This is a genomic window from Clostridium sp. AM58-1XD, assembly GCF_003464085.1.
Taxonomy (GTDB): Bacteria; Bacillota; Clostridia; order Lachnospirales; family Lachnospiraceae; genus Lachnoclostridium_A.
Genome location: NZ_QSDR01000004.1, coordinates 179,514 through 194,389, shown reverse-complemented (window position 1 = coordinate 194,389; position 14,876 = coordinate 179,514). Strand labels below are relative to the sequence as shown.

Sequence of the window (14,876 nt, the reverse complement as noted above, 5' to 3'; positions counted from 1 at the left end):
ATAATTATAATGTTATATATAACATATAAAATTTAAACTTCTTGTTTGGGCATAAATTTAAAATTATATTAAAAAGCTGCAATGTTACGGGAATGTAGGAGAAAAGATGGAGCCGTACAACCGATACTATATGAAAAAATAAACCATAATCACCGAAATAATAGTCTAAAATTCGTCAAAAAAATATCATTCACCCGTTGCAAGTATTTTATAAATCATGTAGAATAAGGAAATAGATGATATCCATTATGGATATCATAATAAGGAAAGATTAAAAGGCGAGATTTAAAGAAAAGCAGCATAATCTGAAAGGAGAACGTTCATGGGCAAAAAGCCAGTAGTATTAATGATACTTGATGGATATGGATTAAATAATAATTGTGAACATAATGCGGTATGTGAGGGAAGAACCCCGATTATGGATCAGCTGATGAGCCAGTGCCCCTTTGTTAAGGGAAATGCCAGCGGCATGGCGGTAGGTCTGCCTGACGGACAGATGGGCAACTCAGAGGTGGGTCATCTGAATATGGGGGCAGGAAGAATTGTATATCAGGAACTGACGAGGATCACCAAATCCATTCAGGACGGAGATTTCTTTGACAATGAGGCATTTCTGGCCGCTGTCAGAAATTGTAAGGACAATGATTCGGCACTTCATCTGTTCGGCCTTGTATCAGACGGAGGCGTTCACAGTCACAATACACATATTTACGGACTTCTGGAACTGGCGAAGAGAAACGGTCTGAAGAACGTCTATGTACACTGCTTCCTGGATGGGCGTGATACGCCGCCATCATCCGGTAAGGATTATGTTGCAGAGCTGGAAGCAAAAATGAAAGAAATCGGCGTAGGAGAAGTGGCAACTGTTATGGGCCGTTACTATGCGATGGACAGAGACAACCGCTGGGACAGAGTAGAAAAAGCCTACAGAGTTCTGACAGAAGGAAAGGGCAGCACGGCAGAGAGTGCGACAGCAGGTATTCAGGCTTCTTATGACGACGATAAGACCGACGAATTTGTTATTCCATTCGCCGTGATGAAGAACGGCAGTCCAGTTGCTTCCATTAAAGACCATGACTCCGTTATTTTCTATAATTTCCGCCCAGACCGTGCAAGAGAAATTACGAGAGCTTTCTGTGATGATGAATTTAAAGGATTTGAACGTTCCAGGAGACTGGATCTCGTTTATGTATGCTTTACAGATTATGACGAGACGATTTCAAATAAGCTGGTTGCATTTAAAAAACAGAGCATAACGAATACATTTGGTGAATTCCTGGCTGCCCATGGCAAGACACAGGCCAGAATTGCAGAGACAGAAAAATATGCACATGTCACGTTTTTCTTCAACGGAGGCGTGGAAGAGCCGAATAAGGGAGAAGACAGAATCCTTGTGAAATCTCCAAAGGTAGCAACATACGATTTGCAGCCGGAAATGAGCGCGCCTGCTGTTTGCGATAAGCTTGTAGAGGCAATTAAATCCGATAAATATGATGTAATCATTATCAACTTTGCTAATCCGGACATGGTGGGTCACACAGGCGTAGAAGCAGCGGCGATCAAGGCAATTGAAGCGGTCGATGAATGCGTTGGACGCGCAGTTGAGGCAGTAAAAGCAGTGGACGGCGTTATGTTTATCTGCGCAGATCACGGCAATGCAGAACAGCTGGTCGACTACGTGACTGGTGATCCGTTTACGGCCCATACGACGAATCCTGTTCCGTTTATTCTTGTTAATGCAGATCCGTCCTATAAGCTCAGAGAAGGCGGCTGCCTGGCAGATATCGCTCCGACGCTCATTGAGCTGATGGGTATGGAACAGCCGAAAGAAATGACAGGAAAGTCACTGCTTGTAAAATAACTGAAATAGTATATGTAAGGAAAAAAGAGGAGGATGGATAGGTAACAACCAACATGCCCCCGATGCCGGAATCATTTTGAGGCAGTGGCCAAGTCACTCCATCTGGTATCGGGGGTACTCCTTTTTATTCTTCCTGCATCCGTATAAAAGAGGGTAATAGTATGGAAATTCGTACCGAAGATGTGATCGCGGTTATCCGCGAGGCGGCGCCTTTTTTTGATGACGAAGCGAAAGCTCATCAGATTACAGTAAAAGGGATTGCTGATTATGTGACTGAAGTAGATAAAACAGTGGAAGAATTCCTGGAGAAACGATTAAAGGAAAAATATCCGAAGATACAGTTTATGGGAGAAGAACGTGACAACTCCGGGATCGACTTTAACGGGGCTGTATGGATTCTGGACCCAGTGGACGGAACAACGAATTTGATTCATGATTATCATCACAGTGCGATATCCCTGGGACTGTGTGAAAATAAGGTTATGACTATGGGAATCATTTATCAGCCGTACACGAATGAAATCTTCTATGCGAAGCGTGGCTGTGGCGCATATTTAAACGGAAAGCAAATCCATGTGACAAAGGCCGAAACGCTGGAAGAAAGCCTGATCTCCATAGGAACGAGTCCCTATCAGAAAGAGCTGGCAGAAAGAAACTTCCGACAGATGCAGCAAACATTTCTTCGCTGTCAGGATATTCGCAGAGGCGGTTCTGCAGCACTGGATCTGGCTTACGTAGCCTGCGGAAGAATCGATGCATTCTATGAATATTCCTTAAAGCCATGGGATTACGCGGCTGGCCTTCTGCTGGTAGAAGAGGCAGGAGGAGCGGTAACCGACTATCAGGGAGACAGTATTCGGATTGGGGAACCGTCGCAGATACTGGCCAGTAACGGAACGATCGGAACGATTCTAAGGGATGAAGTGCTGAATCGGTTCTGACAGATTTCATGGCTCAATCATTCCGATCATCCTGGGAACCGTCATCCGCTTTTTTAAACACATGACAATATCTGCTTTACGACGGCTTTTTTTCTTTTGCCGTCGTTAAAGCAGTATACGGGATTATTTATTTTTAGCCCTTCTTTTCCTCTATATATTTTAGGATGGAATAATAGAGAGTAACTAACGCTGATGAGAGTAAAATGCCTGCCACGATGTCAGTAAACCAATGAACTCCCGATATAAGTCTTCCTACTACCGTTACTACAATAATCAAAACAGAAGCTATATCTATTGTCCATAGACAAACTTTCTTGTCACGTAAATAATGAAACTGCAACATTGCTGTGACCATAATACAAATTACAATCACTGTATGAGAGGACGGAAAAGATGCTTCTAAACTGTGAGAGAGAATTACCGGTCTATAATTGATGATTACAAATTCAAAGAACACATAAAATAAAATGACGATTGCATAAAAATTAGAAACAGAATTCCAGTTATAATGATACATTTCTTTGATTTCTTTTGCATAGTATACATTCCTTTCTTTTTGTTGTGATAAATTGCTTGCAAGCTCAATTTGAGTATCCATCCACGTAGCTCGAAGTACAAGAAACCTGCTGTCGCAATAGAAAAAAGCTCCGACGCTTATCGTGTCAGAGCCTATTTTTAAGGGATTTAAGACTATTTATTTTGTCCTGCTTTGCTGTAGCAATAAAAATATCTTTCCTGCAAAAAACAAAAACAGCAGTATCGTTGCATATGGTTCTCTCGCCGCAGCAAATAAACAGATTGCTACCACCCCTGTTGCGACAGAAACTTTTGAGATAATGCTACACAGGCGTTCTTTATCAAAAGAAATAAAAGCAAGTCTGGCAATTCCAAGTCCAATTAAAAGTAAATAAATAGTCCAATGTATTCCAATATCTATATTTGATAAATGAGTAATTGACAGAAGATTTACATGTTAAAAATTGTTGCCTTGAAGTTCTCCGTACCCGACGTTCTGAAATCCTCCATTTTTTCGATGCTTCCGGGACAGATATATAATCCATAAGCTTAACTGTCCTTTTATGGGTATTATCCCTGATTATATACGGACATATGAATAATAGCAACGAAAAGGAGAGGCACATCGCAATTTTTATGAGGAAATCTTTCGTGAGTTTAAACGTTAGAGCCTCCGATCAGCCGTTTCATACGGCGAACGCAGTGGCAGAAGGCCGGAATGAGGAAGGCATCCGCACAGAGCCATGCAAGGGGGGAAGCGAAGCAGATGATGATGTATCCGTAAATGGGGACGAGAGCAAAACCGACAAAGGCACGAGCGAACATTTCACAGATACCTGCTATTACGGCCAGAAGGCTGAAGCCCATTCCCTGAATCGTGAAACGCCACACATTTACGAATACAAGAGGAATATAAAACAGGGAGTTATAGATCAGAAACAGGTGGGCCTGGTGAATCACAACAGTTTCGCTGGCACTTACGAACAGAAGCGGTATCATGTTTCCGAAGAAAAACAGCACGGCAAAGGCAGCGACGGAATAAACCGAGCCGATCACAGTTGCAGCCTTAACGCCCTGCTGAATTCGGTCAATTTTCCCGGCTCCTGCATTCTGGCCTGCATATGTAGCCATGGTTCCGCCAAGAGCATCAAAGGGACAGCAGAAGAGCATACTGACTTTCTGTCCTGCTGTAACAGAAGCGACGGCAACAGAACCGAGACTGTTGATGGCAGTCTGAATAACGACAGAGCCGATGGCAGTGATCGAGTATTGCAGCCCCATTGGAACGCCCATTTTACAGAGTGTGTACACATGGCGTCCGCTCCATGCCATTTCTTCTTTTTTCAGTTTAAGGATGTCGAAGTTCTTTTTCATATAGCACAGGCACAGCAGGCCGGAAACGCCCTGTGAAATGACCGTGGCATAGGCGGCACCGGAAACGCCTGTTTTTACCCAGACAATCAGGATCAGGTCCAGAGCAATGTTGAGAATACTGGAAAAAACAAGAAAATACACGGGCGTTTTGGAATCGCCTAATGCACGGATAATGCCTGCCAGGATGTTGTACAGGAAGGTAGCTGGTATACCCAGAAAGATAATAAAAATATAATTGTAGGCGCCGTCGATAATATTGCCGGGCGTCTGCATCCATATAAGAATGTTACGGGTCAGAAGGCTGACGGCGGCTGTCATGACGACGGCAAAGATAATGGAAAGCCATCCGGCGTTGGCCGTAAATTTCCTCATATCTTTGTAATCCTGCGCCCCGAAACGCTGTGCGACAGGGATGGAGAATCCGGAACAGACGCCGATCACGAATCCGTTGACCATAAAGTTAATTGCAGCTGTAGAGCCTACGGCCGCAAGGGCTTCCACTCCCAGAAATTTTCCGACAATGACTGTATCGACCATACTGTAAAACTGTTGGAATAAAAGGCCTAATAGCATAGGGACAGCGAATCCGAGAATCAGCTTTGCGGGACTGCCGGAAGTCATTTCTTTCACAGGTGCAGCGGATTTTTTCTGGTTCATATAAGTTCCTCCTGGAGTAATCGAGCAATTTCATTTTTTGCTGTAAGTCTATAAGATTTTATAGGAAAATCAGCTGTTTTACAATCATCAATATTCACGAAATTTACAGAAAGTGCTGCTTATTATGTGTAAAAAATACCCGGCGGCCTGAACGGGGCTGCCGGGCGGTAAACTTATCGATATGCGAATCAGTGCTGTATTTTTTTCTCCAGTAAGGTGATTCCCTGATAGAGCACAGCGGATACAAGGCACAGAATTACGATTGACATTACGACCTGATCCATACGGAATGTCTGCTGCCCGTATATGATCAGATACCCCAATCCTGCATTGGCGGCAAGAAATTCGCCGATGATGACGCCTACAAGACAGAGGCCGATGTTGACCTTCATATTGCTGATAATAATCGGGACGGAGGAGGGAAGGAGTACTTTGGAAAGCACATCCTTCCTCTTACCGCCCAGAGAATAGATCAGCTTGATTTTCTCCGGGTCGGTCTGTCTAAAGCTGGTAAACAGCGTCATAATGGAGCCGAATACAGCTACAGAAACGGCTGCAACAATGATGGTTTTCATATTATTGCCAAGCCATACGATCAGAAGAGGGGCTAGGGCAGATTTAGGCAGGCTGTTTAAGGCAACCAGGTATGGTTCCATTACGTCGGAAAAGCTCTTTGACATCCATAGAAGCAGGGAACATAATAATCCGAGAAATACTACGAGCAGAAAACTCAGCAGTGTTTCGAAAAGCGTGATTCCAATATGGAAGAAAATTGTGCCTCCTTCTGCCATGGTGAGAAAACATCTGGCAATTCTGGAAGGAGAACTGAAGATGAAATCGTTAATGGCTCCTGTCTGCGCACCGAGTTCCCACAGAGCGAGGAAGAGAACAAGCAGCATAGAGCGAAGGATGGTAACTTTACGCCTGTAAAACTGTTCTTTCAAAAGAAATTCTCTTTGAGCCGGTGAAACGGCAAATTTTAATGCAGACCGTTCAGAGCCTGAAAAAACAGGTTGGTCCATAGGCTCCGTAATGACGTCGGCGGTATGGAGGCCGGCGTCACGCGGTGTGTCAGAAAGATTATTCAGCGGCTGGCTCATGATTTTTTCAACTCCTTCCACAGCTGATTAAAATAAGAAGGAAATTCAGGAGCATTCCTTCTGTTGAGAGGTGTCTGAGCATTTTCAAATGTTATCGGAAGGATTTTTCGCATGGATCCCGGCCGTGCGGATAATACAATAATACGGTCAGCCATGCTGATTGCCTCAGAAAGGTCGTGGGTAATCAGTATGGCTGTTTTATGAGTGCTTTTAATCATCAGGCTGATGTCGTCGCAGACAGACAGCCTTGTCTGATAATCAAGGGCGGAAAAAGGCTCATCGAGAAGCAGAAGTTCAGGCTCCATTACAAGAGTCCTGATAAATGCAGCTCTTTGACGCATACCGCCGGAAAGAGCAGATGGACGTGCTTTTTCAAAATCGGCCAGGCCGTATGTTTTAAGCAGAGAATGGAGCTTCTGGATGGATTCCGGATTGATTTTCTTTTGGATTTCCAGCCCGAGGCTGCATTGGAAAATATGGAGCGCCATTCGAAAAGCTGGTCGCGCTGCGGCATATAGCCGACTGCACCCTGCGATTCGGTAACAGGCCTGCCGTTTAAAAGAATGGAGCCTTCATCAGGTATGAGAAGGCCGCTGATTAAAGATAAAAGGGTAGATTTGCCGCAGCCGGACGGACCGACAACAGCGATGAATTCCCCTCTGTCAACCGTAAAGGATATATTGGAAAGGGCCAGGGTCTCGCCTTCAAAAGAATGGTAAGAATAACTGACCCCGCAGACATCAAGAAGAGGAAAGTCCCCCTCACGTGCGTTCGGCGGAAAGAGTGGTGTCATAGGCTGCCTCCCTGTATAGAATGATATTTGGTATATTGTTATCATATGTGAAAACAGGGCGGATGTGCCAGAAAAAGGGACAGGAGAGGAAAGTCCCCTTCGCATGCGTTCGGTGGAAAAAAGAAGAAAGTCTTCCTTACATGCGTTCGTCGGAAAAAGAGGAAAGTCCCCCTCACATACGTTCGGCGGAAAATAAAAAAAAGTTCTCCGGCAGCTGCGTGTTTCTAAGGGATATTTGTAAGTGAGCTTAGACACCAGCTGTACACATCTGATATACAGACATGCACTCTTCCCAGAACCGGGGAACAAGTCCTATTATATTCCAGGAAAAGAAAATTATCAAGTATTGACGAAATGACAGTTGAAGGAACGGAAGGAAAGCGGTATAATGACCGCAGAGCGGATATGACACAATAACCGCAGGGCGCAGGGGTCTGGAAACATGATTGGACTGCAGAGGTCTATATTATAGAAGAAATAGAAGAAAGGGCGAGGGAAGACACATGAAAACGTATATCAAAGCAGGAACTTTAATCGACGGCACGGGAAGAGACATACAGAAGAACAAGGTACTGGTGATTGAAAACGGAACGATTACAGATATTGCAGATTCTTTTACGGCAGATGACGGAGATGAGGTACTGGACTATTCCGATAAAGCGGTTATGCCGGGAATGATCAATGCCCATGTTCACATCGGCGATGATCCTTATGGGAAGAAAGACAGCCTTTCAGATGTGGAATGGATTTTGTTCTGTCTGTCCAATATCGACAGCCTGCTCCAGTCCGGCGTTACATATATCCGTAATCTGGGGACGGAAAATTATGCAGATGTAAAGATCAGACGGGCCATGGACAAGGGACTTACACAGAAAGTCGGCATGGTCGTTTCAGGGCCGTTCATTACCATGACAGGCGGCCATGGCTATATGACGGGGATCGAGGCTGACGGGACAGACGAATGCAGGAAGGCAGCCAGAACGATTATAAAAAATGGAGCCGACGTCGTTAAAATTATGGCTACAGGCGGCGTGATTACGCCAGGCGTTGAACCTGGAGCTGCCCAGCTTACTATGGAGGAAATGGCTGCGGCTGTTGCGGAAGCACATCGTGCGGATAAACGGACCGCTTCCCATGCGCAGGGAACTACGGGAATTAAGAATGCCGTAATGGCAGGTATCGATTCCATCGAGCATGGAATTTATCTGGATGATGAAGTGATTCAGATGATGTTGGACAGAGGCACATACCTCGTTCCGACGCTTCTGGCTCCGCTGGTAATCGTCGAAGGAGGCGATCAGGCCGGACTTCCTGATTTCATTATGAGAAAAGCCAGACTGGTGCTGGATGTTCACAGAGAGAGTTTCCGCAAAGCACTTAAGGCTGGCGTCAAGATTGCCATGGGTACAGATGCGGGTACACCTCTTAACAGGCATGACCAGTCCTTCCGTGAATTGGAGCTGATGGTGGATAACGGCATGACAGCCATGGAAGCCATTGTGGCAGCTACAAAGACAGGAGCTGAACTTCTGAAGGTTGACGATAAATACGGAACTCTGGAGAAGGGAAAGATGGCTGATCTGATCGTTCTTTCTGAGAATCCGGTTGAGAATATAGGAACACTGGAGCATGTGGAGCATGTGATGAAGGAAGGAAAATGGGTGCGCTGAAAGGCAGCCTGATGTGCAGTCACGGCCGGATTTGAAGAAAATGACTGAAAATCCTTGCAATTCGCATATTACAGTGATATACTACATACGATAACATGATAGAATACTAGAAAGAGTGGACGCCGCGTCCACTCTTTTTCGTAGGTATGGTACATGGAAGAAAAGAGGTGGTATCTATGACAAGAAAAGAAACATATGAATCTAAGGTTGAGAAGTATCTGCTGCCGCTGATGGAAGAACATAACTTCGAACTTGTGGATGTGGAATATATAAAGGAAGCAGGCACATGGTATCTGAGAGCCTATATCGATAAAGAAGGCGGCATTTCCGTGGATGACTGTGAGGTTATCAGCAGGAGCTTGGCGCATGGCTGGACAAAGAGGATTTTATCGAAGACAGCTATATTCTGGAAGTCAGCTCCCCTGGACTGGGCAGACCGCTGAAGAAGGAAAAGGATTTTGTAAGAAGCATTGGAAAAGACGTGGAAGTCAGACTTTACCGTGCGAGGGAAAAGAGAAAAGAATTTACAGGAATGTTAAAAGCATTTGACGGGAATACAGTGACGATTGAAGAAGAGGGAACAGAAATCATATTTGAACGTCCGGAGATCGCATTAATCCGATTAGCATTTGATTTTTGAAACAGGTAGGAGGATAAAAAAATGAATAAGGAACTGATTGAAGCGCTTGATTTATTGGAAAAGGAAAAGAATATCAGCAAGGATACTTTGCTGGAGGCAATTGAAAACTCGCTTCTTACAGCCTGTAAAAACCACTTCGGAAAGGCCGATAACGTAAAGGTGAATATCAATCCGACGACAGGCGATTTTTCTGTAATTGCAGAAAAAGAGGTTGTAGAAGAGGTTGAAGATCCCATGCTTCAGATCAGCCTGGCAGAGGCAAAAATGATTGCGCCAAAGTACGATCTCGGAGATATTGTTCAGATCCCGATTAAATCCAAAGAGTTTGGACGTATTGCGACACAGAATGCCAAGAATGTCATTCTCCAGAAGATTCGCGAAGAGGAACGAAAAGTTCTGTACAACGAATACTACAATATGGAGAAAGATGTGGTTACTGGTATTGTACAGAGATACCTGGGCAAAAATTTAAGCATTAATTTAGGAAAAGTGGATGCGATTTTAAACGAATCCGAACAGGTCAAGGGTGAGGTCTTCAAGCCGACAGAACGCGTGAAGCTCTATATTCTGGAAGTGAAGGATACACCGAAGGGGCCGAGGATTTCCGTATCCAGAACACATCCTGATCTTGTAAAAAGGCTGTTTGAATCCGAGGTTGCGGAAGTCAAGGACGGAACCGTGGAAATCCGCGCTATATCCAGAGAGGCAGGCTCCAGAACGAAGATCGCTGTCAGCTCGAATGACGCCAACGTTGATCCGGTGGGAGCATGTGTCGGATTAAACGGAGCAAGAGTAAATTCTATCGTGAATGAACTGAGAGGCGAAAAGATTGATATTATCAACTGGGATGACAATCCTGCATATCTGATCGAAAATGCATTAAGCCCTGCAAAGGTGATCTGCGTTGTAGCAGATGAAGATGAAAAAGAAGCACAGGTGATTGTACCGGATTACCAGCTTTCCCTGGCTATCGGTAAAGAAGGACAGAATGCAAGGCTTGCTGCACGTTTGACAGGATATAAGATTGATATCAAGAGTGAGACGCAGGCAAGGGAAATGGGCCTGTTTGAAGAACTGGGACTGGAAGGCCAGACGGAAACAGAAGGTTCATATCAGGAGGAAGTGCTCCGGGAAGACGGTGAATATCCGGCAGAAGATTTCCTGGAGAACCAGGAGGAGTATCAGGAATAGCAGGAATGGGAAGTGATCGATAGTGAGTACGAAAAAGATTCCGCTGAGGCAGTGTATCGGCTGCGGCGAAATGAAAAATAAAAAAGAGATGATCCGCGTGCTGAAAACGTCTGAGGATGAATTTATCCTGGATACGACAGGGCGGAAGAACGGAAGAGGCGCTTATGTGTGCCCGGCTATGGAATGTTTTCAGAAGGCAGTGAAAAATAAGGGACTGGAACGGTCCTTTAAAATGGCTATTCCGAAAGAAGTATATGAGACACTGGAAAAGGAGATGGGAAAGCTTGGAGAATAACAGGAAGGTGCTTAATCTGATTGGTCTGGCAACAAAGGCCGGAAGGGCAGTCAGCGGCGAATTTTCCACAGAAAAGGCGGTCAAGACCGGAAAGGCTTTTCTGGTAATCATTTCGGAAGAAGCTTCAGACAACACGAGGAAGATGTTTACCAATATGTGTACTTACTATGAAGTCCCCGTTTACATTTTTGGTAAAAAAGAAGAACTGGGCCACGCTATGGGAAAGGAAATGAGGGCTTCCCTGGCAATTGTGGATGAAGGGTTCTCGAAGGCAATGGTAAAGCAATTGAATTTTAACGGAGGTAGTAAGTATGAGAGTAAATGATCTGGCAAAAGAGTTAGGAAAAACAAATAAAGAGATACTCGAGGTTTTACAAAAGAACCATGCGGAGGTGAAAAGCCACATGTCCAATATTAATGATGAACAGATTTCAATGGTAAAAAAAGAAATGGCACAGGGCGGAGCAAAACCGGCAGAGCCGGCACGTCAGGCTGAGGCGCCGAAAAGAGAAACACCTAAGACAGATACAGAGAAAAGTGATGGGGTAAAAGCAGACGGAGAAGCTCCTAAGAAGAAAATTGCAGCAGTTTTCCGCCCGCAAAATTCCCAGCAGATGAAGAATATGCATACACCACGTCCACAGGGAAGCGGACAGAGCCGTCCGGCTCAGGGAGGTTCAGCTCCTTCCGGATCTTATCAGGGACGCGAAGCAGGCCAGGCTCAGGGAAGCCAGGGCGGCTATCAGAATAACCGTCCACAGCAGGGAGGCCAGGGAAGCTACCAGAATAACCGTCCGCAGCAGGGAGGCCAGGGAAGCTACCAGAATAACCGTCCGCAGCAGGGCGATCAGGGAGGCTATCAGGGAAACCGTCCGCAGGGTCAGGGAGGCTATCAGGGAAATCGCCCGCAGGGCCAGGGAGGCTACCAGGGTAATCGTCCGCAGGGCCAGGGCGGATTCGGCGGAGGCCGTAATTTTAATGGTCAGGGCCGTGACGGAGGCCGTCCGCAGGGTCAGGCCGGAGTAAAGCGGGACGGAGGCCGTTCTTTCGATACGCCGATCCAGGCAAAGCCACAGAACAACCGTGTACAGAATAAAAACTATAAAAACGATAAATTCGATAAGAGAGACAGAGAGGAAGATCTGACGGCAAAGACTGGAAAGATATCCAAGCATCCGTTCCAGATGCCTCAGAAAGTAGAACCTAAGGTAGAAGAAACTGTTAAATCAATTGTAATTCCGGAGATCCTTACGATTAAGGAATTGGCTGAAAAGATGAAGCTTCAGCCGTCTGCTATTGTAAAGAAACTGTTCCTTCAGGGAAAGATCGTTACATTGAATCAGGAAATCGACTATGAACAGGCAGAAGAAATTGCACTGGAATATGAAGTTCTCTGTGAAAAAGAAAAGAAGATCGATGTAATTGAAGAACTTCTTAAGGAAGAGGAAGAGTCGGAAGAAGACATGGTAGGAAGACCGCCAGTAGTCTGCGTTATGGGCACGTTGACCATGGCAAGACCTCTCTTCTGGATGCGATCCGCCAGTCCAATGTGACGGAGAAAGAAGCCGGCGGCATTACGCAGCATATCGGCGCATACGTAGTTGAGATCAACGGACAGAAGATTACATTCCTGGATACTCCAGGACATGAGGCATTTACGGCAATGCGTATGAGAGGCGCCCAGGCAACTGATATCGCGATCCTCGTAGTAGCAGCTGACGACGGAGTTATGCCGCAGACGGTGGAAGCGATCAACATGCCAAGGCGGCAGGAGTAGAAATCATCATTGCTGTCAATAAAATCGATAAGCCAAGTGCAAATATCGACCGCGTGAAACAGGAGATGGCTGAGTATGAACTCGTTCCGGAAGACTGGGGCGGCAGCACAATTTTCGTTCCTGTATCAGCCCATACGAAGGAAGGTATTAAAGAGCTTCTGGAAATGGTTCTGCTTACTGCAGAAGTGCAGGAATTAAAAGCAAATCCGAACAGGAATGCGAGAGGTCTTGTTATTGAGGCCGAACTCGACAAGGGAAAAGGTCCGGTTGCGACTGTTCTCGTTCAGAAGGGCACGCTCAACATCGGAGATAATATTACGGTCGGCTCCTGTTACGGAAAAGTCCGTGCCATGATGGATGATAAGGGACGCCGTGTGAAAGAAGCAGGTCCATCCACACCAGTAGAAATTCTTGGACTGAATGATGTTCCGAACGCCGGCGAGATCTTTATGGTAATGGACAGCGACAAGGAAGCAAGACATTTTGCAGAGACCTTTATTTCTGAAGGCAAGAATAAACTTCTGGAAGAGACAAAGATGAAGCTATCTCTGGATGATCTCTTCACACAGATCAAGGCTGGAAATGTGAAGGAACTGCCGATCATTGTCAAAGCCGATGTTCAGGGATCTGTCGAGGCTGTAAAGCAGAGCCTTACAAAGCTTTCCAATGAAGAGGTTATGGTTAAGGTGATCCACGGAGGCGTAGGCGCGATCAATGAATCTGACGTTACCCTTGCTTCGGCATCTAATGCCATAATTATCGGATTTAATGTAAGGCCGGATGTAACGGCCAAATCGATCGCAGAGCGCGAAAAAGTTGACGTCAGACTGTACCGCGTAATTTACCAGGCTATTGAAGACGTAGAAGCGGCTATGAAGGGTATGCTGGATCCTGTATTTGAGGAGAAAGTAATCGGTCATGCGGTTGTACGTCAGACCTTCAAGGCTTCCGGCGTCGGAACAATTGCCGGTTCCTATGTAATGGACGGAAAGTTCCAGAGAGGCTGTTCCTGCAGAGTAACGAGGGACGGAGAACAACTCTTCGACGGAGCACTTGCATCCCTGAAACGTTTTAAGGATGATGTGAAGGAAGTTGCAACTGGATACGAATGCGGTCTTGTATTTGAAAAATTCAATGATATTCAGGAAGACGATATGGTAGAAGCATATATGATGGTGGAAGTTCCAAGATAGGAACCTTCCGCCTCTCCTGAAGGAGAGAGGGCAACATGCGTAAAAACAGTATAAAGAATACACGAATCAACATGGAGGTCCAGAGAACGCTCAGCGAGATTATCCGCAGTGAGATCAAGGATCCCAGGATTCACCCAATGACAACGGTAGTTGCAGTTGATGTGACACCAGACTTAAAATACTGCAAGGCTTATGTCAGTGTGCTGGGTGATGAGGAAGCAGCCAAAGCGACGATTGAAGGTCTGAGGAGTGCGGTCGGCTACGTCCGCCGCGAGCTGGCTCATAGAGTCAACCTGCGGAATACGCCGGAAATCAAATTTGTTCTGGACCAGTCCATTGAATACGGCGTGAATATGTCAAAGTTGATTGACGAAGTGACAAAGAATACGAAGGAAGAAGAATAGCAGTGCAGGAACAAAAGAAGCAGTACAGATTAATGACAAGGAGGAATGGAGTATGGGCTTTCTGGAAAATAAACTTCAGGGCGTAAAAACAGCAGTTATTCTGGGTCATATACATCCTGACGGAGACTGCGTAGGATCATGCCTGGGGCTGTATAATTATATAAAAGACCAGTATCCTGATGTGAATATCACGATCTATCTGGAGCCGCCGGCTGAAAAATTTCAGTATATGAGATATTTTAATGCGATTCAGACAGAAATGCCGGAAAATCCTGCCCAGACCGACCTGTGCATCTGCCTGGACAGCGGTGACAGAGAAAGGCTCGGAACGTTCCTTCCCTTCTGGAGGGAGCAAAGGACAGCCTAGTTGTAGACCATCATATAACGAATACGAGATATGGGGCAGAAAATATCGTAGCAGAAAAGGCCAGTTCGACCTGTGAAGTTCTGTACAACGAACTGTT

At 45.5% G+C, this 14,876-nt stretch carries 11 protein-coding genes and 3 pseudogenes; 10 read left to right on the top strand and 4 right to left on the bottom strand.

Annotated elements, in window-relative coordinates; translation table 11 throughout:
- Nucleotides 1-322: 322 nt before the first annotated feature.
- Nucleotides 323-1,861 (top strand): 2,3-bisphosphoglycerate-independent phosphoglycerate mutase, encoded by a 1,539-nt coding sequence (gene gpmI, locus DXA13_RS03765; RefSeq protein WP_118241984.1) that lies wholly within the window; start codon nt 323-325, stop codon nt 1,859-1,861.
- A 161-nt stretch (nt 1,862-2,022) separates the two neighbouring features.
- Nucleotides 2,023-2,802 (top strand): inositol monophosphatase family protein, encoded by a 780-nt coding sequence (locus DXA13_RS03760; RefSeq protein WP_118241983.1) that lies wholly within the window; start codon nt 2,023-2,025, stop codon nt 2,800-2,802.
- 133 nt (nt 2,803-2,935) lie between these two features.
- Here DXA13_RS03760 and DXA13_RS03755 read toward each other — a convergent pair whose 3' ends face one another.
- The 4 genes and pseudogenes from DXA13_RS03755 to DXA13_RS22315 form a co-directional block, all read right to left on the bottom strand.
- Nucleotides 2,936-3,400: a phosphatase PAP2 family protein gene (locus DXA13_RS03755; RefSeq protein WP_243008952.1), complete on the bottom strand. Its 465-nt coding sequence runs from the start codon at nt 3,398-3,400 to the stop codon at nt 2,936-2,938.
- Between the two features lie 575 nt (nt 3,401-3,975).
- Complete coding sequence (locus tag DXA13_RS03745; RefSeq protein WP_118241982.1) at nt 3,976-5,349, bottom strand: MATE family efflux transporter; 1,374 nt, start codon at nt 5,347-5,349, stop codon at nt 3,976-3,978.
- Nucleotides 5,350-5,537: 188 nt separating this feature from the next.
- Entirely contained in the window at nt 5,538-6,371 is an 834-nt protein-coding gene (locus DXA13_RS03740; RefSeq protein WP_118242000.1) for an ABC transporter permease, read from the bottom strand.
- Nucleotides 6,372-6,445: 74 nt separating this feature from the next.
- Nucleotides 6,446-7,242: pseudogene (locus DXA13_RS22315) on the bottom strand (ABC transporter ATP-binding protein).
- Between the two features lie 503 nt (nt 7,243-7,745).
- Between DXA13_RS22315 and DXA13_RS03730 the strand changes: the two are divergent.
- The 8 genes and pseudogenes from DXA13_RS03730 (at nt 7,746) to DXA13_RS22745 (ending at nt 14,779) form a co-directional block, all read left to right on the top strand.
- Nucleotides 7,746-8,912: an amidohydrolase family protein gene (locus DXA13_RS03730; RefSeq protein WP_118241981.1), complete on the top strand. Its 1,167-nt coding sequence runs from the start codon at nt 7,746-7,748 to the stop codon at nt 8,910-8,912.
- Between the two features lie 176 nt (nt 8,913-9,088).
- Nucleotides 9,089-9,552, top strand: a pseudogene (rimP, locus tag DXA13_RS03725) (ribosome maturation factor RimP).
- A gap of 21 nt (nt 9,553-9,573) precedes the next feature.
- Nucleotides 9,574-10,743, top strand: coding sequence for a transcription termination factor NusA (nusA, locus tag DXA13_RS03720; RefSeq protein ID WP_118241980.1), 1,170 nt, complete (start codon nt 9,574-9,576; stop codon nt 10,741-10,743).
- A gap of 22 nt (nt 10,744-10,765) precedes the next feature.
- Complete coding sequence (locus DXA13_RS03715; RefSeq protein WP_118241979.1) at nt 10,766-11,038, top strand: YlxR family protein; 273 nt, start codon at nt 10,766-10,768, stop codon at nt 11,036-11,038.
- Nucleotides 11,028-11,363, top strand: coding sequence for a ribosomal L7Ae/L30e/S12e/Gadd45 family protein (locus tag DXA13_RS03710; protein ID WP_118241978.1), 336 nt, complete (start codon nt 11,028-11,030; stop codon nt 11,361-11,363). The genes DXA13_RS03715 and DXA13_RS03710 overlap by 11 nt, the downstream gene beginning before the upstream one ends.
- Nucleotides 11,350-14,008: pseudogene (infB, locus tag DXA13_RS03705) on the top strand (translation initiation factor IF-2). Before DXA13_RS03710 ends, infB begins: the two are co-directional and overlap by 14 nt.
- 35 nt (nt 14,009-14,043) lie before the next feature.
- Complete coding sequence (rbfA, locus tag DXA13_RS03700) at nt 14,044-14,412, top strand: 30S ribosome-binding factor RbfA (RefSeq protein ID WP_118241977.1); 369 nt, start codon at nt 14,044-14,046, stop codon at nt 14,410-14,412.
- Between the two features lie 52 nt (nt 14,413-14,464).
- On the top strand, nt 14,465-14,779 hold the full coding sequence (locus tag DXA13_RS22745; RefSeq protein ID WP_347559681.1) for a DHH family phosphoesterase: 315 nt from the start codon (nt 14,465-14,467) through the stop codon (nt 14,777-14,779).
- Nucleotides 14,780-14,876 lie beyond the last annotated feature (97 nt).

Coding starts and splice junctions, on each gene's coding strand:
- DXA13_RS03740 (WP_118242000.1), bottom strand. CDS start 6,371: ATGGACCAACCTGTTTTTTCAGGCTCTGAACGGTCTGCATTAAAATTT.
- rbfA (WP_118241977.1), top strand. CDS start 14,044: ATGCGTAAAAACAGTATAAAGAATACACGAATCAACATGGAGGTCCAG.
- DXA13_RS03730 (WP_118241981.1), top strand. CDS start 7,746: ATGAAAACGTATATCAAAGCAGGAACTTTAATCGACGGCACGGGAAGA.
- gpmI (WP_118241984.1), top strand. CDS start 323: ATGGGCAAAAAGCCAGTAGTATTAATGATACTTGATGGATATGGATTA.
- DXA13_RS03760 (WP_118241983.1), top strand. CDS start 2,023: ATGGAAATTCGTACCGAAGATGTGATCGCGGTTATCCGCGAGGCGGCG.
- DXA13_RS22745 (WP_347559681.1), top strand. CDS start 14,465: ATGGGCTTTCTGGAAAATAAACTTCAGGGCGTAAAAACAGCAGTTATT.
- DXA13_RS03755 (WP_243008952.1), bottom strand. CDS start 3,400: ATGGATACTCAAATTGAGCTTGCAAGCAATTTATCACAACAAAAAGAA.
- nusA (WP_118241980.1), top strand. CDS start 9,574: ATGAATAAGGAACTGATTGAAGCGCTTGATTTATTGGAAAAGGAAAAG.
- DXA13_RS03745 (WP_118241982.1), bottom strand. CDS start 5,349: ATGAACCAGAAAAAATCCGCTGCACCTGTGAAAGAAATGACTTCCGGC.